A 20,428-nucleotide genomic window follows, 5' to 3' on the forward strand; every position below is an offset into this window, starting at 1 on the left:
GCGTGGGACGATTCGGGGGAATCGGCGACTACCTCTCACTGAAGCCGCGTGGGGAGCGCCTGCGGGACACGATCTGGTTCGTGCCGCTGCTGATGATGTCCGGCGCCTACCTCGGCGCGTACGCGGTCGAGGAACTGCAGGTGGCGCTGGAACGCAGCACGGCCGCGCAGGCGCTCCTGGAGGAGCTGGAGCTTCACCAGTTCACGTTGCCCGCCGACGCCTCGACCCTGAGCGACCTGAAGGAGGGCGTGAAGGGCAGCCTCGCGACGCTGACCGGCGCGCTGATCAGCTCCATCACGCTGCTGATCTCGCTCACGCTGGTCGCCGTCCAGCTCGCCTCCTCCCAGCTCGGCCCGCGCCTGATCGGCGACTTCCTGCGCAACCGGGTCGTCCAGGTCACCATCGGGCTGTTCCTCGGCACCTGGATCTTCGGCAACCGCACCACCAGCTCCATGAGCCGCGACGTGGTCATCCCGTCGCTCGGCCTGTTCGCCACCCAGCTGCTCACCGGCGCCTGCCTGGTGATGCTCGTGCTGTTCGTGCAGGCGGTCGTCAGCGAGGTCCGCATCCCCGTCGTCCTGCCCCGCCTGGTACGCGAGGTCGACTGGCTGCTCCACCGCGACTTCGAAGGCGAGCCCGCCGAACCGCCCGCGGCGGAGGGCAGCGCGATCCTCGCCGCCCGCTCCGGCTACCTGGACCTCGTCCACGACCGCCCGATCGTCCGCTGGGCGGTGCGCCGCGACACGGTCGTCACGCTCGTCCACCTGCCCGGCACGTTCGTCATCCAGGGAACGCCCGTGGCCGTCACCTCCACCCCGGTCGCCCTCACCCGCGGCGACCTGCGGCGGATGGACCGCTGGATCACCCTGTGCCCGCTGCCCCGCACCGGCTCCACCGTCGTCGGGCCGGTCAACCGGATCGTGGAGATCGCCCTGCGCGCGCTGTCCCGCGCGATCAACGACACCAACACCGGGCTGGCCTGCGTCGAATGGCTCGGCGAGGCCTTCCGCCGGCTCATCCCGATCCCGGCCGAGCCCGAAGGCCGCACCGACCGGCGCGGACGGGTACGCCTGGTCACCTGGCGCACCGACACCGCCAGGCTGGCCGAGCACGCTTTCGGGATGATCCGGGTGTCGGCAAGGGACAATCCCGTGGTGCTGGTGCGAATCCTGCGAGTTTTCCGGGATCTCGGACATCTGCCGCTTTCCACGGCGCTTCGCCGTACGCTGCTGGAAGAAGGTGACCGGGTCCTGGCCACGGCCCGCACTCACGTCCGGCCGGAATGCGACGTGCGAGCGGTGGAGCAGGCCCACCACGTGATGCGCCAAGCCCTCGCAATGTGACGGCGGGCGCGCGAGGATGGGGGCTATGCGTCAGCTCTATATCGGCGGTGCCTGGACCGCTTCCGCGTCGGGAGAAGCGATCGACGTCGTCAATCCCGCGACAGAGGAGATCATCGATCGGGTGCCGGCGGGCGCTCCCGACGACGTCGAGGCCGCCGTCAGAGCCGCACGCGCGGCCTTCCCCTCCTGGTCGGCGACCGACGGCGGTGAACGCGGCAAACTGCTGGCCGCCGCCGCCGACCTGCTGACCGAGCGCGCCGGGGAGATCGCCCAGACCATCGCCACCGACATGGGCGCGCCGCTCGGCTTCGCGCTGAAGGTGCAGACGCTGATGCCGGCGGGCGTTCTGGCCGGTTACGCCGAACTGGCCGAAACCCACCCGCGCGAGCAGCGTGTGGCCAACTCCCTGATCGTCAAGGAGCCCGTGGGGGTCGTGGCCGCGATCACCCCGTGGAACTACCCGCTCCACCAGATCATCTGCAAGGTGGCCCCGGCCCTGGCCGCGGGCTGCACGGTGGCCCTGAAGCCCAGCGAAGTGGCGCCGCTCGCCGCCTACGCGCTGGCCGACATCTTCCACGCCGTGGGCCTGCCGCCGGGCGTCTTCAACCTGGTCAGCGGCCGCGGCCCGGTCGTCGGCGAGGCCATGGCCACCCACCCCGAGGTCGACCTCGTCTCCTTCACCGGCTCCACCACCGCCGGTCGCAGAGTGGCCTCGCTGGCCGCCGAAACGGTCAAGCGGGTCGCCCTGGAGCTGGGCGGCAAGTCCGCCAACATCATCCTCCCGGACGCCGACCTGCGCGCCGCGGTGAAGGTCGGCGTGGCCAACTGCTTCGTCAACTCCGGCCAGACGTGCTCGGCGTGGACCCGCATGCTCGTCCACCGCGACCAGTACGACGAGGCGGTGGGCCTGGCGGTGGAGGCCGCGGCCAAGTACACGGTCGGCGACCCCTTCGACGAGGACAACCGCCTGGGCCCCCTCGTCTCCGCCGCCCAGCGCGACCGCGTCGTCCACTACATCAACCGGGGCCAGGAAGAGGGCGCCCGCCTGGTCTACGGCGGCACCGAGCCCCCCCACCCCACGGGCTTCTACGTCGAGCCCACGATCTTCGCCGCGGTCTCGCCTGGGATGACGATCGAGCAGGAGGAGATCTTCGGCCCGGTCCTGTCGATCATCCCGTACCTGTCGGAAGACGAGGCCGTCCAGATAGCCGACGGCACCAAGTACGGACTGTCGGGCGCCGTATGGGCCGGCTCGGAGGACCGCGCGGTGGCCGTGGCCCGCCGCCTACGCACCGGCCAGGTAGCCATCAACGGCGGCTCCTTCAACCCCCAGGCCCCGTTCGGCGGCTACAAGCAATCCGGAATCGGCCGGGAAATGGGCGAACTCGGCCTGGACGAATACCTGGAAACCAAAAGCCTCCAACTCTGACCACCCCCCCTCTCCCCACGCCACAACGCGCCCCACATCTCACGAGACGCCTCTGCACCTGGCCCTGCGGTGGCGCACCCCCACGCTCTTCCCCGGCGCCGCGCGGTGGGACGGGGGTCGGTGGTGTTCGGCGCCGTCTTGCGGCGGGCGGGGTGGGGCATGGTGGGTGGGTAAGGGCGGAGTTGTTACGGCGGGCGACCCCGTGAGCCCTCACGACCATCGCTCGACAGACCCCAGCCCACAACGGCGGGGCGGGCAAGCCAGGCCCCGCCGTAACACAGCACCCAAGGCCCGTAACACCGCACAAGGCCCGCAACACAGCATGAAGGCCCGTGACAGGCACCGCCGCAAACGAGCACAACAAAGCGGGAAAAGGGCCTCTACGGGGCGTCGGGGAGGGCTGGGAGCTGGCCGATGGTTTCGTAGGTTTCGAGTTGGGCGATGCGGCGGCTGTGGCGTTCGGCGCCGCTGAAGGTGGTGGTGAGGAAGACCTCGACGAACCGGGTGGCCTCCTCCGCCGTGTGCATGCGCGCCCCCACGCTGATCACGTTGGCGTTGTTGTGTTCGCGGGCGAGCTGGGCCGTCTCCTCGCTCCACGCCAGCGCCGCGCGGATGCCCCGGACCTTGTTGGCCGCGATCTGCTCCCCGTTGCCGGAACCGCCGATGACGATGCCCAGGCTGCCCGGGTCGCCGGCGACGCCCTCGGCCGCGCGCAGGCAGAACGCCGGGTAGTCGTCCTCCGCGTCGTAGACGGCGGGGCCGCAGTCGATCACCTCGTGGCCGTTGTCCTTCAGCCAGGACACCAGGTGGTTCTTCAGCTCATAGCCGGCATGGTCGGCACCGATGTAGACACGCACCGGACCAGTCTTCCACACGGTCCGCCGCGGCAGGCCGTACCTGACCGCGCGCTGGCTAAGGTAATCAGCGTTCGTCTACGGCAACCCTTACGGAGCATCCATGCGCGAGATCCGCGTGATCGGCGACCCTGTCCTGCGTACACCGGCCGAACCGGTCGGCGACTTCGACAGGGAACTGCGCAAGCTGATCGACGAGATGTTCCAGGCGATGTACGCGGTGGACGGCGTCGGCCTGGCCGGTCCGCAGATCGGGGTGTCGCGGCGGTTGTTCGTGTACGACATCAGCGGACGCAAGGGACACATGGTCAACCCGGTGCTGACCGTGGACGACCCCGCCCCGGTCATGGACGAGGAGGGCTGTCTGTCGGTGCCGGACCGTACGACCGGCAAGCCCCAATACGCCCAGACCCCCCGCGCCGCCGGGGTCACCGTGGAAGGACTCGACCGGCTGGGACGCCCGCTACGCGTCAGGGCCCGCGGCTCCCTGGCCCGCTGCTTCCAGCACGAGACGGACCATCTGGACGGTAAGTTGTACATCGACCATCTGTCCAAGGAGGCCGCCCGCAAGATCATGCTGCGGGCGTAGGTTTGTTCCCATGACTGATCTTTCGGGCAAAGGAGCATTGGTAACAGGTGGTTCGCGCGGCATCGGCCGCGCCGTCGTCGAACGCCTTGCCGCCGACGGCGCCCAGGTCGTCTTCACCTACCGCAGCGACGCGGACGCCGCCCGCGAGGTGACGGAGTCGACCGGCGCCCACGCCGTACAGGCCGACCAGGGATCCCGCACCGACCTCGACCGGCTGTTCGCCGAGGCGGAGAAGATCCTGCCCGGCCTCGACATCCTCGTGAACAACGCCGCCGAAAGCACCCCGACCCTCATCGGCGACATCGACGACGAGGCGTTCGACCGGGTCTTCACCGTCAACGCCAAGGCCACCTTCCTCGCCATCCAATGGGCCGGGCGCGTCATGCGCGACGGCGGCCGGATCATCAACGTCTCCACCCTCAACACCGCCATGCCCGCCCCCGGCTTGACCCTGTACGCGGGGAGCAAGGCGGCGGTGGAGCAGTTCGCCAAGGTCGCGGCACGTGAACTGGGCGGACGCGGCATCACCGTCAACGCCGTCTCCCCGGGCGCGACGGACACCGACCTGCTCCGCTCCACCAACCCACCCGAGGCCCTGGCCACGATCCCCGCCTACACCGCCCTCCAACGCCTCGGCACCCCCGCCGACGTCGCCAGCGTGATCGCCCTCCTCTGCAGCCCCGACGCCGCCTGGCTCACCGGCCAGAACCTCCTCGCCACGGGGGGACTGTTTCTCTAGCTTTGTGCTCGTGTTGCGGGCCTTGGTGCTGTGTTGCGGGCCTTGTGCGGTGTTACGGGCCTTGGGTGCTGTGTTACGGCGGGGCCTGGCTTGCCCGCCCCGCCGTTGTGGGCTGGGGTCTGTCGAGCGATGGTCGTGAGGGCTCACGGGGTCGCCCGCCGTAACAACTCCACCCTTACCCACCCACCATGCCCCACCCCGCCCGCCGCAAGACGGCGCCGGACACCACCGACCCCCGTCCCACCGCGCGGCGCCGGGGAAGAGCGTGGGGGTGCGCCGCTGTGGCGCTGCCGCGTCGTCGTGCGGGATGGTCGCGGGTGCCGCGTTGTCGCCGTCCTGCGTCCCGTCGCCCGGGGCACCGCCGGCCGATCCGTGTCCCGGTGTGTGGTGCCGGGACGAGGCGTGGGGTGCCGGCTTGGTGGGGGTGTGGGGTCAGTGGGGTTGGGGGGTGGGGCGTTTGGGGTCGCGGCGGGGGGTTTCGTCGCGTAGGGGGCGGCGGTCGGCTGCTTCCTGTTGTTCCTTGCTCGGCCGTGACACGTCTCGTGCGCGCATCGCGGTGATCGCGGTGATTTGCAGGCTCTGCAGTGCCATGCCCCCGACCCTACGTCAGAAGACCATCCCCGCCCACGGCTTCGGGCTCCACGACATGGCCGTGGCCAGCGTACGGACCGTGCCCGCCGTGTGCTCCGACAGCAGGCCCGCCTCCAGCAGCGTCGTCAGCTGGCCGTCGCCCAGGTACGCCGTGCCCAGCGCCGACGCCGGCAGCGTGATGTCGGCCGGCTCCTCCGTCGCCTTGCAGGAGGCGCTCGTGGTGTCGGCGGTCAGCCGCCAGCGGCGGGCGTTCCACTCGCACACGTCGTCCTCGACCTCGATGACGACGTCCACGGGAGCCGAGTAGGCACGGGCGGACAGCGCCTTCTCCACGTCCACCACCCGTACCCACAACTCATCCGACCACCCGGCGCGCAGCTGGCGCGGGTCGGCGAGGAGCGCGGTGATGGGGTCGTCGACCGCGATGCCGGCGGTGACCTTGGTGACGAGGTCGCGGTCCAGGACGCTGCGCCACAGCGCGGCATGCGCGGCGGGGTCCTTGGCCTCGATCTCGTAGAGCTTCAGCTCGCCGTTCGGGATGCCGTCGTCGTCCCACGACGACTTGATGCGGAACAACGCGTATCCCCGTACGCCGCCGGCGTCCTCGGCCAGGATGCAGCGCAGGGTGCCGTTGCCGCCCTGGTCGGGTTCCTCGTCGGCCAGGGCGCCGTTCCAGAAGTGCTCGTTCCTGGCGTAGCGGCCGGGGCGGCGGGTGATGACCTCGGAGAGCAGGTTCTCCAGCTGCTCGCGTACGTCGGCCGGCTTCGCCACCCGCAGCCGCAGCTCCGGGTCGGACGGCGCGTCGCGCTTGAAGGCGGCGCCGGTCTTGTTGATGGACACGCTGAGTTCCGACGCGGCCCTGCCGTACCCGTAGCGGCCGTAGATGGCCGACTCGGAGGCGTAGAGTGCCGCTACGGCCTCGCCCCGTTCGTGCACGTCGTTGAGCTGGCGGCGCATGAGTGAGGTGAGCAGGCCGCGACGGCGGTGCGAGGGGAGCACGCTGACGGCGGTGACGCCCGCGACGGGCAGTGTTCCGCCCGGGATGGTCATGGTCAGGCTGAAGACGGCGGTCACGCCCGCCACGGTGTCGCCGTCGAAGGCCGCGAGCGTGCGGGGGAGTTCGGTCTGGGCCTTGAAGCGCTCGTTCTGCACCGGGGCGGGGGTCCAGCCGAAGCCTTCGCCGAGTACTCGTGAGTACGCGGACCACTCGGACTCATCGATGGGACGGATCGGGTACGTCATCCGTCCACCGTAAGAGCGGGCAAAGGGGTAGGGCCACCCAATATCCGTTCGTAATGATCAAGGCGTTGGTCAAGTGGGCTGCCCAAACGGGTATGAGACCGATACAGTCATCCGCATCATGAGTTCCCGTCCGGCGCCGCTGATCCCGCCACGGCTCCGCGCGCTCCTCGTGCGGGTGCCGTTTCTGGTGCCCGTTGTCCGGTTCCTCAGGCGGGGACCGCTGGCGCGTGACCGGAATCTCACGATCACCCTCAGTGTGCTGACTCTGGTCGTCGGAGGTCTGGCCGCCCGGGTGTCGACCGAGTGGTTCTCGCCCTCGCTGCTGATCCTCATCACGCTCGTGGGCGGGCTGCAGCTGCGGCTGCGGAGCCTGGCCAAGCTGCTGGTCGTGGTGGCCGTCGCGCTGGGGTACATCGCGATCACGCTGGGCGTCGGCAGGGTCGGGCTCGGGCTCATGGTGACGATCGGGTTCACGACCGTGCTGGCCGTGCTCATGGCGCGTACCCGCGGCAAGCTCGGCGTGCAGGGCCTGCGCGGCGACGCGATGCTGCTGGAGCTGCGCGACCGGCTCAAAAGCCAGGGCGAGCTGCCCGCGCTGCCCAAGGACTGGGGCGGCAAGGTCGTGCTCAAGCAGGCGGGCGGCTCCTCCTTCGGCGGCGACTTCCTCGTCTCGATGCGCGACGGCGACAACCTGGAGATTGCGCTCGTGGACGTCTCCGGCAAGGGCGTCGACGCCGGCACCAGGGCGCTGCTGCTGTCCGGTACGTTCGGCGGGCTGCTCGGCTCCGTCGACGACTTCCTGCCCGCCTGCAACACCTACCTTCACCGCCAGCGCGGCGACGAGGGCTTCGTGACGGCGGTGCACGTACGCATCAACCTGGCCACGGGCGCCTACACGATCACCTCGGCGGGGCACCCGCCCGTGGTCAAGCTCGACGCGGGCACCGGCGGCTGGCAGGTGGCCACGGCCAAGGGCGTGGTCCTGGGCGTGGTGCCCGACCTGCACTGCGAGCCGGACAGCGGCGTGCTGCGCAAGGGCGACGCGCTGCTGCTCTACACCGACGGGCTGATCGAGCAGCCGGGCCGTGACATCGACGCGGGCCTGGACCGCCTGCTGGGCGAGGCCGAGCGGCTGCTGCCCAACGGCTTCCGCGACGGCGCCCGCGCGCTGGTCAACTCGATGTCGTCGGGACACAACGACGACTGCGCCCTGGTGCTGATCTGGCGGCCGTGACGTTTCACACGGGTGACCCTGTGTGCTCTTTCATGCGCAGATGGTGTGCGCGGTCACTGGCAGGGGCCGGTGGCGGCCTGAGATTCTCAGAGGGTCAACCCCCCGTGCCGCGCGGAAAGAGGCGCAATATCGTGCGGCTCCGCTGAGAGCAGCTCAAGATCCCCGGGTCCCGGGGGAGCGGCGCGGTTCCGCCGGGGCCCGGCCAGAAGCCAGGTGGCCCCGTGGTCGCTCGCGGGCCGCGCGTCTGTGGTCGGTGTGGCCAACGTGGGGGAGGCCGCCGCCGTGCTCGGCCGCGGGCACCAGCCGGAGCCTCGGCTGGTGTGCCACCTGCGAAGATCCTCAGAGCCAGCCGGAGTCGCTGGCGATGCGGACCGCGTCGAGCCGGTTGCGCGCGCCCGTCTTGCACATGATGCGCGACAGGTGGTTGCGTACCGTCCCCACTGAGAGGAACAGCTGATCGGCGATCTCCGTGGACCGCGCTCCACCGGCCGCGATCCGCAGTACGTCCAGCTCGCGCCGGGTCAGCGGGTTGGCCGCCGACTCCAGCGCCGCGACGGCCAGGTCGGAGTCCACCGCCCGCCGGCCGGCCGCGATCTGCCGCACGCCTTCCGCCAACTGCTCGGGACCCACGTCGAGGCTCATGAACCCGAGCGCGTGCGCCGCGAACGCCCCCCGCACCTGCCCCGCGTTGGGATGGGCGGAGACGACGAGCACCTTGCAGCCGGGCGCCTTCTCGTGCAGCCGGGTGGTGACGGCCAGGCCGCCGCCGGGCAGGTCCAGGTCGATGACGGCCGCCGCCGGCAGGTGCGTCAGGGCTTCCGGCACCACGTCCTCGCCGTTGCCGAGCTCGGCCACGACCGACAGGTCTGCCTCGGCTTCCAGCGAGGACACCAAGCCTCGCCGTACGAGCGGCAGGTGTTCGGCAACGAGGATCCGGATCAACGTGCTCCCTTCGTCATACCCCAGGGTGATCGCGCGACTGCGCACTGTCAACGCAGTTTGTCGATTCCGCAAAGCGTGCGCAAGCCATTCAGGTGTGGAGACTTCGACTACTCTGGGGTTGTCAAGACCTTCCGTGACCCTGGAGCGCCCCTAGATGATCTGGCTCACCATCGCGGGATTCGCCTTGTTCTTCCTTGGTCTGGCGGCCTCCATCGCGCTGCACGAGCTCGGCCACATGGTCCCCGCGAAGATTTTCGGGGTGCGGGTGACGCAGTACATGGTGGGCTTCGGTCCGACCCTGTGGTCGAAGCGGAAGGGCGAGACCGAGTACGGGGTCAAGTGGATCCCCCTCGGTGGCTACATCCGGATGATCGGCATGCTGCCGCCGCGTCCCGGCGACGACCCGGCGAAGCTGCGCCAGGTCTCGACCGGGCCGTTCCAGGGACTCATCGACTCCGCGCGTGACATCGCGCAGGAAGAGGTACGGCCCGGCGACGAGAACCGGGTCTTCTACCGGAAGAAGTGGTGGCAGAAGGTCATCATCATGTCCGGCGGCCCGCTGATGAACTTCGTGCTGGCCTTCGTCTTCTTCGCCATCGTGCTGATGTATTTCGGCGTTCCGGTCCTCAAGCCGGTCGTCTCGCCGAAGTCCACCACCTGCGTGATCCCCGTCGCGGAGCAGCGCCTGGAGTGCAAGCCCGGTGACCGGCCCACCCCCGCGGCCCAGGCCGGCCTGAAGGTGGGCGACGAGATCGTCGCCTTCAACGGCGTGAAGATCACCTCGTGGGACGACGCGACCGACAAGATCCGCGCGTACGGCGCGGGCGCGGTCAAGCTCGGGATCATCAGGAACGGCCAGCCGTCGACGCTGGACGTCAACCTGATCGCACAGGACCGGCCGAACCGAGACGACCCCAAGAAGATCGACAAGAATGTCGGCTTCCTCGGGGTCTACCCAACCGAGGTCTACGAGACGCAGTCCATCGGCTTCGTGGCCGGGCACATGGTCAGCCTGACCGGGCGGGTGGCCGCATCGCTGCTCGACCTGCCGGAGAAGATGGTCGGCGTCTGGCACGCCGCCTTCTCCGGCGAGGAACGTGACCGGCAGGGCCCGGTCGGCGTCGTCGGCGCGGGCCGGATGGGCGGCGAGATCCTCTCCTCCGACCTGCTGTCGGGCCAGGAGAAGATCGCCACCTTCATCAACCTGCTGGCCGGCTTCAACCTCGCGATCGGCGTCTTCAACCTGATCCCGCTGCTGCCGCTGGACGGCGGCCACATCGCCGGCGGCCTCTGGGAAGGGCTCAAGCGCGCCTTCGCCCGCGTCTTCCGCCGGCCCGAGCCCCGTCACGTGGACATCGCCAAGGTGCTGCCGCTGACGTACGTGCTGGCCATGGTGATGATCATCATGGCCGGTCTGCTCGTCTACGCCGACCTGGTCAACCCCATCCGCCTGTCCGGCTGAGGCCCCTACTCGCCCGTGGCCCCGTCGATCCGCTCGCGTAGCAGGTCGGCGTGGCCGTTGTGGCGGGCGTACTCCTCGATCATGTGGAAGTAGACCCAGCGCACCGACACCGTCAGCGGCTCGCGGGTGCGGTGCACGACCCCGTCCAGCGGCACCCCCGCGGCCGCCTCGCGGGCCGCGGCCACCTCGCTCTCCCACGTCTTGAACGCCCCCGCCCGGTCGTCCTGGTCCACGCGGTCGAAGTCGGCGTCCGGATCCTCGTCCGTGACGTAGATGAACGGCAGGTCGCTCTGCCCGCCGAGACGGCGGCGGAACCAGGCCCGCTCCACCTCCGCCATGTGCCTGATCAGCCCGAGTAGCGACATCGTGGACGGCGGCAGGGCCCGCGTCCGCAACTGCTCGTCGGTGAGCCCCTCGCACTTCCAGGCCAGTGTCTGCCGGTGGTAGTCGAGGAAGCCTTCCAGCGTGCTTCGCTCGTCGCCGTCCACGGGTGGTTCGATGCGCATAGCCTAAGACTATGGACCAGCTGGAACGCCTGCGGAATCTCTGCCTGGACCTGCCGGAGACGACGGAACGGCTCAGCCACGGCGAGCCCACCTGGTTCGTACGGGACAAGAAGACGTTCGTGACGTTCGCCGACCACCACCACGACGACCGGCTCGGCTTCTGGTGCGCCGCGCCGCCTGGCGTGCAGCAGGAACTGGTGGCGGAGGACCCGGAGCACTACTTCCGCCCGCCGTACGTGGGACACCGGGGCTGGCTCGGCGTCTACCTGGACGTGGACGTCGACTGGGCAGAGATCAAGGAGATCGTCACCGACGCCTACCGGATGATCGCCCCCAAGACCCTGGTCAGGCAGCTCGACGCCGGGATCGGACCGCCACAGTAGGCAGAAAGGTGTAGGCCGGATTGGCTCGCGCGTAGGAGTCGGGGCGCCGGTCGCGGCGGCAGGATGGGTGACCATGACGACAACAGTCCTCCTGACGCTGGTGGGGCTCGCCCTGGTGGACAGCACGAGTTTCGGCACACTCGGTGTGCCTCTGGTGATGATGCTGGCCTCCGACCGCAGGCAGGTCGGCCGGATGATCATCTACCTGGCCACGATCACGCTCTTCTACTTCCTGGTGGGCGTGGCGCTCATGCTGGGCCTGTCGGCGTTGCTGGAGAACTTCGGTGACGTCTTCCAGAGCCGTACCTTCCTGTGGGTGCAGTTGGTGGTCGGTGTGGGCCTGTTCCTGCTGAGCTGGCGCTTCGACTCCAAGAAGCAGAAGAAGCGGTGGGAGCCGCGCCTGGGCGGGCCGGGCACGATGGTGTCGCTGGCGCTGACGATGGGTGTGGTCGAGGTGGCCACGATGGCGCCCTACCTGGCCGCGATCGGCATCATGACCGCCTCCGGGCTGACGCCGATGCAGTGGGGGCCGGTGCTGGCCGGGTACGTGCTGGTGATGGTGCTGCCGCCGCTGGCCCTCATGGCCGGGCGCGGCCTGGCGGGCGACCGGCTGGAGCCGAAGCTGGCCAAGCTGCGCGACTGGATCCTCAGGAACGCCGCCTCCATGGTCGGCTGGACGCTGGCCATCGTGGGCTTCCTCATCGCCCGCGACGCCGCCGCCCGCCTGTTCGGCTGGCTCCAGTAGCCGTTGTTCATCCACATGGGGTGGTTCGCGCGCGTACGGGTGCGATAGAGAGAGATCCATGTACGAGAACGGGCACCCCATCGGCGAGATGCTGACTCAGGCCCTCCAGGCACTGGAGCAGGCGGAGGAAGCGCCCGCCGACGCCGTCTTCCAGGGCGACGGCGTGGCGGCGGACGGGCAGGTGCGGGCGGTGGCCGGGCCGGACGGGCGGTTGCACGAGCTGCGTCTCAACCCCCGGGTCATGCGCATGGCCTCGGAGGACCTCGCGCGGGAGATCCTCAGCGCGGTCAACGCCGCCCTGGACGACCTGCGGGCGAACGCGCCGGGACTGGAGGCGGCCGATCCCCGGCGGCTCGCCCAGACGATGGGCGGAACGCGCGACAGCGTGCTGGGGCGGCTGGAGGAGTTCGCCGACGGGGTGGAGCTGGTCGTGCGCCGGCTGGAGGAGCGGTGACCGGGTTCGACCGGGGCCCGGACGTCTCCCACGCCGACCTGCGCGGCACCGGCGCGGGCCTCGGCCAGACCGGCGCGACGTGGCTGGAGGCGGTGGCGGAGCTGCGCGCCGGTCTCGAGGGAGAAGGAGACCCCTGGGACGAGGTGCCCGCGACCATGGTCAAGGCCGCCTACCTCGAGGTCACCAAGAAGGCGCTGGAGGTCTGCGAGGCGCTGGGGGAGCGGCAGGTGGCCTCGGGCGAGGACGTGCGGGTCATGGAGGCGAACTACAAGGCCGCCGAGCGGCGCGGCGAGGAGGAAGTCGCGCGCGTCAGACGGCTGCTGGAGCGGTCATGACCGGCATGGCTCCACGCCGGTCACGACTGGCGTAGCTCCGCGGGGCCGAGGAGCACACCGGCGGGCCCTTCCGGGTTGACGACGACGCCCACGTCCGCGGGCAGGAGCGCGACCAAATCGCCCCCGCGCAGGCGCTGCCAGTCCATGGCCCCGTCCGGCAGGGACCGCGGCAAGTGGTCCTGGGCCGTGTAGGCGAACGCCGCCCGGCCCTCGCCCGTGTCGAACACCGGCACCCCGCCGCCCGGCCCGGCGGCCACGATCACCTCCGCCGCCAGCAGCAGCGGCACGACGTCGCCGCCGGTGGCGTAGCCGGTCGAGGCGAGCTGCAGGGCCCGGTCGAGCGGGTCGGTGGGCTCGGGGTGGCCCAGCGCCACCGGCGAGGGCCGGTATCCGCCGTTGTGCTGGAACTCGCCGGTGATCTCACCGCGCTCGTCGACCTGCCAGGCCCCGATGATGCCGTACGGCGGGACCTCCCCACCGGGGTCGAAGAACGGGTCGATCGCGTACATCCAGCTCCCCGGGTTCTGCCGTGCCTGCCGCCGCAACTCGTCGGTGATCGGCGGCGGGGGCGGTGGGACGTCGTTCACGGCGATCCTCCGGGGAAGGGGTCGTAGTGCGGGTTGCGGATGAAGTTCTGCGGCGTTTTGGGCACCCCTTGCGGCCAGGCGCCGGTGATGTATCTCCGATGCACTCCGCCGGGGAAGGCGATCTCGCGCTCGTGGGCCAGATGGCGGGCGGCCTTCACGGTGTCCTGGACGTCGATCCCGCCCGGGGCGTCGACCTCGTAGACGTAGCGGCGCGGGACGGCGTTGTCGATGTCCATCCGCGTGCTGGTCCCGACGAAGGCGGACGGCTTGGACTTGAGCACGTAGTCGGACAGGTTCGTCATCGACGGGTCGCGCGGGCGCAGGCCCCGCTCGAAGATCTCGTCGGGAGACCTGTCCTCGGCGCGGTAGACCGGCGGGCGGTCGCGCCGCCAGATCGGGTACGGCGTGATGCTCGAGACGTCGACGTTCTTGTCGGCCGCCGACTCAAGGTGGTTGCCGGGGCCGCGCAGGGGTGTCGGCGGCCGCTTGCCGGGCGGGATCGCGCCGGACCCCGCTTTGGAGGCCGGCTTGCGCAGCAGCGCGGACGCGCGTCCGAACAGGCGCAGCGCGCTGCGTTCCAGCAGCTCGACCATCCGGCGGATGATCTCCCGCGCGGTCGTCCTGGCGCCGCCCACGACCGGACCCACGGCGGCGAGCGAGGCGCCGGCGGTGGGGCCAGAGGCCGCGACCAGCCGCGACAGGTGCAGGGCGAGCCGCATGAGCAGGACGATCAGCGCCACCTTCATGGCCAGCACGATCGTCGCGGAGATCTGTAACGCGCCGCCGATGAGCAGCGCGGCGGTGACCGCGTCGCCGGATCGTGCGGAGGTGTCGCGCCACTCGCCGTCGAACGCCCGGACGCCTTCGCCCTCGTTGCGCGCGGTGGTCTGGGCGGCGTGCGTGGCCGCGGTCGAGGAGACGCGCACCGCCGTCATCGCGAAGGAGATCCACTGGGTACCGGCCGCGTACAGCCGGTCCTCGTCGACGAGCGGCCACGAGACGACGATGTTGAGCAGCATGGCCAGTCCCGGCGGTGGCTGCAGCGCCACGGTGCCCCTCCTTGCCCGGTGATCACATCCGAGGGGTCACACTACTGGGGCGCACTCACTGCATGGAGATGTGCGGGTGGTCGAAGTGGTTCTCGGTGATGCTGCCGCGGTCGCTCATCGCCCGCCATCCCGATCCCATGTTGATGCGCTGCTTCCAGATGACGTACTTCACGCCGAAGCGGTTCTTGTTCTTGATTGCCCAGGCCGCGATCTGGTCGCCGAGCGCCTGGTTGGCGGCGGTGGGCATGGAGCCGCCGGTGCTCATCATGAAGTCGCAGGCCCGGCCGAGCGGGTGCTCGCCGCCGCCGCCCGAGCGGTAGCAGCCGACCTCGAAGGGCAGGTTGAAGGTCTTCTTGATCTCGTCGCGGATGATCCGCATCCGTGAGGTGATGTTGTCGGAGCCGGAGGGCAGCTCGGGGGCCCAGGAACCGTCGTTGCGCTTGCCGGTGCCGTACGGCATGAGGTCCTGGAGCTTGTCCTTGATGTCCTTGATGACGCCTTCGGCCTCGTCGCGCTCCTTGTCCACCTCATCCGCCTGCCCGGCGATCTGGGTGGTGAGCGCGGCGGCCGCGTCGGCGGCCTTCTTCTTCTCGTCGCGGGCGGCGGCGACGCCCGCGATGACCGCCTGCTCCTCGTCGGTGAGCTGCTCCAGTACGGCCGCGCCCGGCGCGTCAGGCGTGTACAGGAAGCCGGGCAGCGTGCCGCCGCTGCCCTGGTAGCGCAGCTGGGCGATCTCGGCCACCCGCCGCTCGGCCTCGACCAGGGCCGTCTCGGCGGTGGCCAGGCGCGCTTGGGCGGACTTCTCCGCCTCCTTCGCCTTGGCGAGGGCCACGCGCTTGCCGTTGTAACTCTCGATGAGCTTGTCCACCTGGGTGTTGAGCTTCTTCAGCTCGGCCCGCAGCTGCTTCTCGCTCGGCTTGGGCGCGGCGAGCGCGCTCGCCGGGGTGAGCGCCACAGCTGCGGCGGTGATGAGACCGATGGCCAGAGTCGCGGGGGACGCAACCGCCACGTGGGGGATTCCTCTCCATCTGCCGGCCGGGTTAGCTGACGGGTTCGGGCATGGAGATGCCCTACCACCGAAGTGGATTCACCCCAGGTGAGGCTGGGTCCCCGGCTCCCGGGCAACACGCCCGGGATTAGGCGGCAACGGCTGTGACAACCGGTGCGTGAGGGATATTAGTAGTAAATGGCGGGTAACGCGACTTCAAGTGGAAATCAATTAGTGATCTACCTGTGATCGAAGCAGGCGTGCGGCCTCCTCGGGCAGCACGTCGTTGACGAAGGCCCCCATCGCCGACTCCGACCCCGCCAGGTACTTGAGCTTGCCGGGCGCGCGCCTGATCGAGAACAGCTCCAGGTGCAGATGTCCCAGCTCACGCAGGTACCGCACCGGCGCCTGGTGCCAGGCCGAGATGTACGGCATGGCCACCCCGAAGATCCCGTCCAGCGCCCGCAGCACCGAGGTGTAGAGCGGCGCGAAGGCCGCCCGCTCCGCCTCGGTCAGCGCCGCGAGGTCCGGCACCTGCCGATGCGGGTAGACATGCACCTCGTACGGCCAGCGCGCCGCGGCCGGCACGAAGGCGGTCCACAACTCGTTGGCCGCCACGACCCGCTCCCCGGCCCGTTCGGCGGCCAGCACGTCCGCGAACAGCCCCGGCCGCCGCTGCGCCGCCGCGAGCTGCAGCTTGGTCCGCGGCGTCACGTAGGGGTAGGCGTAGATCTGCCCGTGCGGGTGGGGCAGCGTGATCCCGATCTCCTCGCCCCGGTTCTCGAAGACGAAGACCTGCTCCACGCCCTCGATCGCGGACAGCTCGGCGGTGCGGTCCGCCCACGCCTCCATGACCAGTTCGACCTGCGCGTCGGTCAGCCGTGAGAACGACGAGGAGTGCTCGGAGGTGAAGCACACCACCTCACACCGCCCCGCCCCCGGCCGCACCTCACTCAGGCCGCCCACATCGTGATAAGTCCCAAAATTTCCGCTGAAAGATGGGAAGCGGTTCTCGAACACCACCACGTCATAGTCGTGCGCCGGGATCTCCGAGGCCCGCGTGTCGGACGACGGGCACAACGGGCACTCGTCGGCGGGCGGCAGGAACGTCCGCGTCTGCCGGTGCCCCGCGATCGCGATCCACTCCTCGGTCAGCGGGTCGTAGCGCAGCTCCGAGGCGAGCGGCCGGGGGTCGAGCGGGCGCCGGTCCACCGCGCCGCGGTCGGCGTCGTCGCGCCGGTCGAAGTAGATCAGCTCTCGCCCGTCGGCCAGGTGGGTGATGGTGCGCTTCACTGCGTGCCCTCCGCGATGATCAGTTCCCCGACGCGCTCGGCCAGCTCGGCGCGCGCCTCGGCGGGCAGACCCTGGTCGCTGATGACGACGTCGGCCTCTGCCAGGTCGGCGATCGTGCTGATGCCGACGGTGTTCCACTTGGTGTGGTCGGCCGGCACGACCAGGCGGTGGGCGGCGGCCACCAGTTCCCGGTCGGTCTCCGACTCCAGCAGGTTCGGCGTGGTGAACCCGGCGCGCGCGCTCATCCCGTGCACGCCCAGGAACAGCGTGTCCACGTGCAGGCGGCGGATCGCGGCGACGGCGACGGGACCGACCAGCGCGTCGGAGGGCGTGCGGACGCCGCCGGTGAGCACCACCGTGCGGTCGGCGCGCGGGGCGCGGTGGAAGACGTCGGCGACCGGGACCGAGTTCGTGATGACGGTGAGGTCGGGCACCGAGACCAGGTGGTGGGCCAGCGCCCACGTGGTGGTGCCCGCCGACAAGGCGACCGCGGTGCCGGGCCCGACCAGCTCGGCGGCGCGGCGCGCGATCGACTCCTTCTCCTGCTGCTGGCGGGCGGACTTGGCGGTGAAGCCCGGCTCCTCCGTGGAGCCGGGGCCGAGCGTGGTCGCGCCGCCGTGCACCTTCTCCAGCAGGCCGCGCTCGGCCAGGGACTCCAGATCGCGCCGGACGGTCATGTCGGAGACGCCGAGCTCGCGCACGAGGTCGGCCACGCGGACGCCGCCGCTGGCCCGGACCCGTTCGAGGATCGTCTGTTGCCGCTGCTGTGCGAGCACGCGCTCTCCTTCCAACAAGTTCAAACAGATTATGACATGAACATGTTGAAGAATGTGAGGTCGCTTGCCGGGGGGCCTGGTGTGGGATACGCATGCCGTACCGGAAAAGGCCCGCTCAAAGGAGGACGACGGATGGCAAGGCGCGCCCGCAAGTCCCGAGCACGCAAGAAGAAGAAGGCCAACCACGGCAAGCGTCCCGCGTCGCGCTGACGGTCACCCGGCCGCGGTGAGCTCCTTCACGGCGGCCGAAACCGCCCGGTGGAACGTCGGGTAGGCGTAGATCATCTCGTCGAGCCTGGGGAGCGGGACACGGGCGTGCACCGCCAGCGTCAGCAGTCCCAGGACCTCGCCCCCGGGCGGCGCCGCCACGGTCGCGCCGACCAGGACACCGTCGGCGGCCACCAGCTTGACCAGCCCCTCGGCCTGGGCGATGTACCCGCGCGTGCCCAGATCGCCCATGGCGACGCGCACATCCAGGCCCCGCTCGCGGGCCTGCGCCTCGGTCAGGCCCACCGCGCCCACCTCGGGATCGGTGAAGGTCACCCGGGGCACGGCGTGGTACTCGGCCTCGTGCACGGGCTCGCCGAGGATCTCCTTGACCACGATGTTCGCCTGGTACATCGACATGTGCGTGAAAGCGCCCTTGCCTACCGCGTCGCCGATCGCCCAGACGCCCTCGGCCGCGCGCATCCGCGCGTCCACGGGAATCGCCCGCGCGCTCTCGTCGAGACCGATCGCGCCGACGCCCAGCGCCTTCAGATCCACCCGGCGGCCCGTCGCCACCAGCAGCCGCTCAGCCTCGGCGCCGCCGACCGTGAAACGGCCGTCCCCGTAGTCCACGCGCGCGACCTTGGCCGAGGTCCGCACGTCTATGCCGCGCCCGGCGAAGACCTTCTCCAGCAGCGCGCCGGCCTCCGGCTCTTCAAGGGCGATCAGCCGCTCGGCGGCCTCGACCACCGTCACCGCCACGCCGAACGTCCGGAACATCTGCGCCAGCTCGACCCCGATCGCGCCGCCGCCCAGCACGATGATCGACTCGGGCAGCTCGGCGTTCTCGATCGCCTGATGGTTGGTCCAGTACGGCGTGCCCGCCAGCCCCTCGATCGGCGGCACCGCCGCCTGCGAACCGGTCGCGATCACGATGCCGCGCGCCGCGCGCAGCACCTGGTCGCCGACGGTCACCTCGCCCGGCCCGGTGACGCGCCCGTGGCCCCTGAACAGGTGGCCGCCCTTGCCGGTGAAGCGGTCGGCGGCCACCTTGTCGTCCCAGGAGTCGGTGGCCTCGCGCACCCGGCGTACCAGCGCCGCCCACTCGCGCGAGGTCTCCGCCTCGTGGATCATGATCTTCGAGGGGATGCAGCCCCAGTAGGGGCACTCGCCGCCCACCAGGTTCGACTCGACGGCGGCCACGCGCAGCCCCGCCTCCGCCAGCCGGCCGGCCACGTCCTCGCCGCCCGGACCCATCCCCAGCACGATCACATCGACGTCCATGCTCAGTACATAACCAGCCCTGAGCCGGAGTTCACCCGGAATGTGGCAAATTCGCCAGCGCCTGGTCGACCCGCTCCTGCGGCAGCGCGTAGTCCTCCAGTTCGCCCGCCAGGTAGCGGTCGTAGGCGCCGAGGTCGAAGTGGCCGTGGCCGCACAGCGCGGTCAGCAGCACCTTCTCCTCGCCGCTCTCCTTACACCGCAGCGCCTCGGCGATCGTCTCGGCCAGCGCGTGCGTCGGCTCCGGCGCCGGCACGATCCCCTCCGTACGCGCGAAGCGCACACCGGCCTCGAAACACTCGCTCTGCGACCGGGTGACCGCCTCGAACAAGCCCAGCTCGTACATGTGCGACAGCAGCGGCGACATGCCGTGATAGCGCAGCCCGCCCGCGTGGATCGGATCCGGCACGAAGTCGTGGCCGAGCGTGTGCATCTTCAGCAGCGGCGTGAACCCGGCCGTGTCGCCGAAGTCGTAGGCGTAGCGGCCGCGGGTGAACGACGGGCACGCCTCCGGTTCCACCGCGCGGAAGGACGTCCGCGGGCTCTCGCGCATGAACGGGAAGGCCAGCCCGGCGAAGTTGGAGCCGCCGCCGGTGCAGCCGATGACCAGGTCCGGCATCTCCGGCATCTGCTTGAGAGCCTCCTCGCCGATGACCGTCTGGTGCAGCAGCACGTGGTTGAGCACCGAGCCCAGCGCGTACCGGGTGTCGGCCGCGGCCCCCGCCACCTCGACGGCCTCGCTGATCGCGATGCCCAGGCTGCCGGTGGAGCCGGGGTGCTCGGCCAGGATCTTGCTGCCCGCGCTCGTCAGCGGTGACGGGCTGGCGTGGACGGCGCCGCCGTACACGCGCATGAGAGAGCGGCGGTAGGGCTTCTGGTCATAGGAGGCGCGCACCATCCAGATCTCGCACTCCAGCCCGAACTGCGCGCACGCGAACGCCAGCGCCGACCCCCACTGCCCCGCCCCCGTCTCGGTCGTGAGCCTGCGCACACCCTCGCGCTTGTTGTAGTACGCCTGCGGCACGGCGGTGTTCGGCTTGTGCGAGCCGGCGGGGGAGACGCCCTCGTACTTGTAGTAGATGTGCGCCGGGGTGCCCAGCGCCTTCTCCAGCCGGTGCGCCCGGATCAGCGGCGTCGGCCGCCACAGCCGGTAGACGTCCAGCACCTCCTGCGGAATCTCGATGAACCGCTCCCCGCTCACCTCCTGGCCGATCAGCTCCATCGGGAACAACGGGGCCAGATCGTCGGGACCGACCGGCTGCCCGGTGGCGGGGTGGAGCGGCGGGGGAGGGGGCGTGGTGAGGTCGGGAACGATGTTGTACCAGTGGCTAGGGGTCATCACCCCAGTCTGCGACGGTCGGCCCCGTCGTTCCAGGGCCACCTGCTCCCGCTGACCGCC

The 20,428-nt window shown here is 70.4% G+C and carries 22 protein-coding genes and 1 riboswitch; of the genes, 11 read left to right on the forward strand and 11 right to left on the reverse strand.

The window, feature by feature from the left end; all coding sequences use genetic code 11:
* Positions 1-2 precede the first annotated feature (2 nt).
* Positions 3-1,343 (forward strand): DUF2254 domain-containing protein, encoded by a 1,341-nt coding sequence (locus tag ACIBI5_RS41120; RefSeq protein WP_397255172.1) that lies wholly within the window; start codon positions 3-5, stop codon positions 1,341-1,343.
* Between the two features lie 25 nt (positions 1,344-1,368).
* The gene (locus tag ACIBI5_RS41125) at positions 1,369-2,772 is read left to right on the forward strand and encodes an aldehyde dehydrogenase family protein (RefSeq protein WP_397255174.1); all 1,404 of its coding nucleotides are present in this window, start codon (positions 1,369-1,371) and stop codon (positions 2,770-2,772) included.
* Between the two features lie 380 nt (positions 2,773-3,152).
* On the opposite strand, the gene ACIBI5_RS41130 is transcribed toward ACIBI5_RS41125, so the two are convergent.
* Positions 3,153-3,629 (reverse strand): ribose-5-phosphate isomerase, encoded by a 477-nt coding sequence (locus ACIBI5_RS41130; protein ID WP_397255176.1) that lies wholly within the window; start codon positions 3,627-3,629, stop codon positions 3,153-3,155.
* 100 nt (positions 3,630-3,729) lie between these two features.
* Between ACIBI5_RS41130 and def the strand changes: the two genes are divergently transcribed.
* Both def and ACIBI5_RS41140 read left to right on the forward strand, forming a co-directional pair.
* Positions 3,730-4,215, forward strand: coding sequence for a peptide deformylase (gene def / locus ACIBI5_RS41135; protein WP_397255178.1), 486 nt, complete (start codon positions 3,730-3,732; stop codon positions 4,213-4,215).
* Positions 4,216-4,225: 10 nt separating this feature from the next.
* The gene (locus ACIBI5_RS41140) at positions 4,226-4,954 is read left to right on the forward strand and encodes an SDR family oxidoreductase (protein ID WP_397255180.1); all 729 of its coding nucleotides are present in this window, start codon (positions 4,226-4,228) and stop codon (positions 4,952-4,954) included.
* A 606-nt stretch (positions 4,955-5,560) separates the two neighbouring features.
* Here the strand turns inward: ACIBI5_RS41140 and ACIBI5_RS41145 are convergent.
* Positions 5,561-6,787 carry a GNAT family N-acetyltransferase gene (locus ACIBI5_RS41145; RefSeq protein ID WP_397255182.1) on the reverse strand — a complete coding sequence of 409 codons (1,227 nt, stop codon included), beginning with the start codon at positions 6,785-6,787 and terminating at the stop codon, positions 5,561-5,563.
* Between the two features lie 118 nt (positions 6,788-6,905).
* Here ACIBI5_RS41145 and ACIBI5_RS41150 point away from each other — a divergent pair, with 118 nt between their 5' ends.
* The gene (locus ACIBI5_RS41150) at positions 6,906-8,021 is read left to right on the forward strand and encodes a PP2C family protein-serine/threonine phosphatase (protein WP_397255184.1); all 1,116 of its coding nucleotides are present in this window, start codon (positions 6,906-6,908) and stop codon (positions 8,019-8,021) included.
* Positions 8,022-8,360: 339 nt separating this feature from the next.
* Here the strand turns inward: ACIBI5_RS41150 and ACIBI5_RS41155 are convergent, their stop codons facing one another.
* On the reverse strand, positions 8,361-8,963 hold the full coding sequence (locus ACIBI5_RS41155; protein ID WP_397255186.1) for a response regulator transcription factor: 603 nt from the start codon (positions 8,961-8,963) through the stop codon (positions 8,361-8,363).
* A gap of 154 nt (positions 8,964-9,117) precedes the next feature.
* On the opposite strand from ACIBI5_RS41155, the gene ACIBI5_RS41160 reads away from it, so the two are divergent.
* Positions 9,118-10,425, forward strand: a complete 1,308-nt coding sequence (locus ACIBI5_RS41160; protein WP_397255188.1) for a M50 family metallopeptidase — start codon at positions 9,118-9,120, stop codon at positions 10,423-10,425.
* A gap of 5 nt (positions 10,426-10,430) precedes the next feature.
* Here the strand turns inward: ACIBI5_RS41160 and ACIBI5_RS41165 are convergent, their stop codons facing one another.
* Complete coding sequence (locus tag ACIBI5_RS41165) at positions 10,431-10,931, reverse strand: DinB family protein (protein ID WP_397255190.1); 501 nt, start codon at positions 10,929-10,931, stop codon at positions 10,431-10,433.
* An 11-nt stretch (positions 10,932-10,942) separates the two neighbouring features.
* Here ACIBI5_RS41165 and ACIBI5_RS41170 point away from each other — a divergent pair, with 11 nt between their 5' ends.
* From ACIBI5_RS41170 to ACIBI5_RS41185, 4 genes are all read left to right on the forward strand, one after another.
* Complete coding sequence (locus ACIBI5_RS41170) at positions 10,943-11,314, forward strand: MmcQ/YjbR family DNA-binding protein (protein WP_397255192.1); 372 nt, start codon at positions 10,943-10,945, stop codon at positions 11,312-11,314.
* Between the two features lie 73 nt (positions 11,315-11,387).
* Positions 11,388-12,059 carry a GAP family protein gene (locus ACIBI5_RS41175; RefSeq protein ID WP_397255194.1) on the forward strand — a complete coding sequence of 224 codons (672 nt, stop codon included), beginning with the start codon at positions 11,388-11,390 and terminating at the stop codon, positions 12,057-12,059.
* Positions 12,060-12,117: 58 nt separating this feature from the next.
* Entirely contained in the window at positions 12,118-12,513 is a 396-nt protein-coding gene (locus tag ACIBI5_RS41180) for a YbaB/EbfC family nucleoid-associated protein (RefSeq protein WP_397255196.1), read from the forward strand.
* Positions 12,510-12,848, forward strand: a complete 339-nt coding sequence (locus tag ACIBI5_RS41185; RefSeq protein ID WP_397255198.1) for a hypothetical protein — start codon at positions 12,510-12,512, stop codon at positions 12,846-12,848. Before ACIBI5_RS41180 ends, ACIBI5_RS41185 begins: the two co-directional genes overlap by 4 nt.
* A 20-nt stretch (positions 12,849-12,868) precedes the next feature.
* Here ACIBI5_RS41185 and ACIBI5_RS41190 read toward each other — a convergent pair whose 3' ends face one another.
* The 5 genes from ACIBI5_RS41190 to ACIBI5_RS41210 all read right to left on the reverse strand — a co-directional run bounded on the left by ACIBI5_RS41190 (position 12,869) and on the right by ACIBI5_RS41210 (position 17,541).
* Positions 12,869-13,435 carry a type VII secretion system-associated protein gene (locus ACIBI5_RS41190; RefSeq protein ID WP_397255200.1) on the reverse strand — a complete coding sequence of 189 codons (567 nt, stop codon included), beginning with the start codon at positions 13,433-13,435 and terminating at the stop codon, positions 12,869-12,871.
* Positions 13,432-14,484 (reverse strand): hypothetical protein, encoded by a 1,053-nt coding sequence (locus tag ACIBI5_RS41195; protein ID WP_397255202.1) that lies wholly within the window; start codon positions 14,482-14,484, stop codon positions 13,432-13,434. The genes ACIBI5_RS41190 and ACIBI5_RS41195 overlap by 4 nt, the downstream gene beginning before the upstream one ends.
* A 55-nt stretch (positions 14,485-14,539) precedes the next feature.
* Positions 14,540-15,493: a coiled-coil domain-containing protein gene (locus tag ACIBI5_RS41200; RefSeq protein WP_397255204.1), complete on the reverse strand. Its 954-nt coding sequence runs from the start codon at positions 15,491-15,493 to the stop codon at positions 14,540-14,542.
* Positions 15,494-15,499: 6 nt separating this feature from the next.
* Positions 15,500-15,637, reverse strand: a riboswitch (cyclic di-AMP (ydaO/yuaA leader).
* A 66-nt stretch (positions 15,638-15,703) separates the two neighbouring features.
* On the reverse strand, positions 15,704-16,765 hold the full coding sequence (galT, locus tag ACIBI5_RS41205; RefSeq protein ID WP_397255206.1) for a galactose-1-phosphate uridylyltransferase: 1,062 nt from the start codon (positions 16,763-16,765) through the stop codon (positions 15,704-15,706).
* Positions 16,762-17,541 carry a DeoR/GlpR family DNA-binding transcription regulator gene (locus tag ACIBI5_RS41210; protein WP_397255208.1) on the reverse strand — a complete coding sequence of 260 codons (780 nt, stop codon included), beginning with the start codon at positions 17,539-17,541 and terminating at the stop codon, positions 16,762-16,764. Before ACIBI5_RS41210 ends, galT begins: the two co-directional genes overlap by 4 nt.
* Positions 17,542-17,673: 132 nt before the next feature.
* Here ACIBI5_RS41210 and ACIBI5_RS41215 point away from each other — a divergent pair, with 132 nt between their 5' ends.
* Entirely contained in the window at positions 17,674-17,751 is a 78-nt protein-coding gene (locus ACIBI5_RS41215) for a 50S ribosomal protein bL37 (RefSeq protein WP_376773618.1), read from the forward strand.
* A 3-nt stretch (positions 17,752-17,754) separates the two neighbouring features.
* Here ACIBI5_RS41215 and ACIBI5_RS41220 read toward each other — a convergent pair whose 3' ends face one another.
* Positions 17,755-19,032, reverse strand: coding sequence for a dihydrolipoyl dehydrogenase family protein (locus ACIBI5_RS41220; RefSeq protein ID WP_397255210.1), 1,278 nt, complete (start codon positions 19,030-19,032; stop codon positions 17,755-17,757).
* Between the two features lie 31 nt (positions 19,033-19,063).
* Positions 19,064-20,368, reverse strand: coding sequence for a TrpB-like pyridoxal phosphate-dependent enzyme (locus ACIBI5_RS41225; RefSeq protein WP_397255212.1), 1,305 nt, complete (start codon positions 20,366-20,368; stop codon positions 19,064-19,066).
* Positions 20,369-20,428 lie beyond the last annotated feature (60 nt).

Origin of the sequence: Nonomuraea sp. NPDC050540, from assembly GCF_044457485.1 — a bacterium.
GTDB lineage: Bacteria > Actinomycetota > Actinomycetes > Streptosporangiales > Streptosporangiaceae > Nonomuraea.

Coding starts and splice junctions, on each gene's coding strand:
- ACIBI5_RS41165 (WP_397255190.1), bottom strand. CDS start 10,931: ATGCGCATCGAACCACCCGTGGACGGCGACGAGCGAAGCACGCTGGAA.
- ACIBI5_RS41220 (WP_397255210.1), bottom strand. CDS start 19,032: ATGGACGTCGATGTGATCGTGCTGGGGATGGGTCCGGGCGGCGAGGAC.
- ACIBI5_RS41180 (WP_397255196.1), top strand. CDS start 12,118: ATGTACGAGAACGGGCACCCCATCGGCGAGATGCTGACTCAGGCCCTC.
- ACIBI5_RS41225 (WP_397255212.1), bottom strand. CDS start 20,368: ATGACCCCTAGCCACTGGTACAACATCGTTCCCGACCTCACCACGCCC.
- ACIBI5_RS41215 (WP_376773618.1), top strand. CDS start 17,674: ATGGCAAGGCGCGCCCGCAAGTCCCGAGCACGCAAGAAGAAGAAGGCC.
- ACIBI5_RS41175 (WP_397255194.1), top strand. CDS start 11,388: ATGACGACAACAGTCCTCCTGACGCTGGTGGGGCTCGCCCTGGTGGAC.
- ACIBI5_RS41160 (WP_397255188.1), top strand. CDS start 9,118: ATGATCTGGCTCACCATCGCGGGATTCGCCTTGTTCTTCCTTGGTCTG.
- ACIBI5_RS41140 (WP_397255180.1), top strand. CDS start 4,226: ATGACTGATCTTTCGGGCAAAGGAGCATTGGTAACAGGTGGTTCGCGC.
- ACIBI5_RS41150 (WP_397255184.1), top strand. CDS start 6,906: ATGAGTTCCCGTCCGGCGCCGCTGATCCCGCCACGGCTCCGCGCGCTC.
- ACIBI5_RS41145 (WP_397255182.1), bottom strand. CDS start 6,787: ATGACGTACCCGATCCGTCCCATCGATGAGTCCGAGTGGTCCGCGTAC.
- ACIBI5_RS41170 (WP_397255192.1), top strand. CDS start 10,943: ATGGACCAGCTGGAACGCCTGCGGAATCTCTGCCTGGACCTGCCGGAG.
- def (WP_397255178.1), top strand. CDS start 3,730: ATGCGCGAGATCCGCGTGATCGGCGACCCTGTCCTGCGTACACCGGCC.
- ACIBI5_RS41125 (WP_397255174.1), top strand. CDS start 1,369: ATGCGTCAGCTCTATATCGGCGGTGCCTGGACCGCTTCCGCGTCGGGA.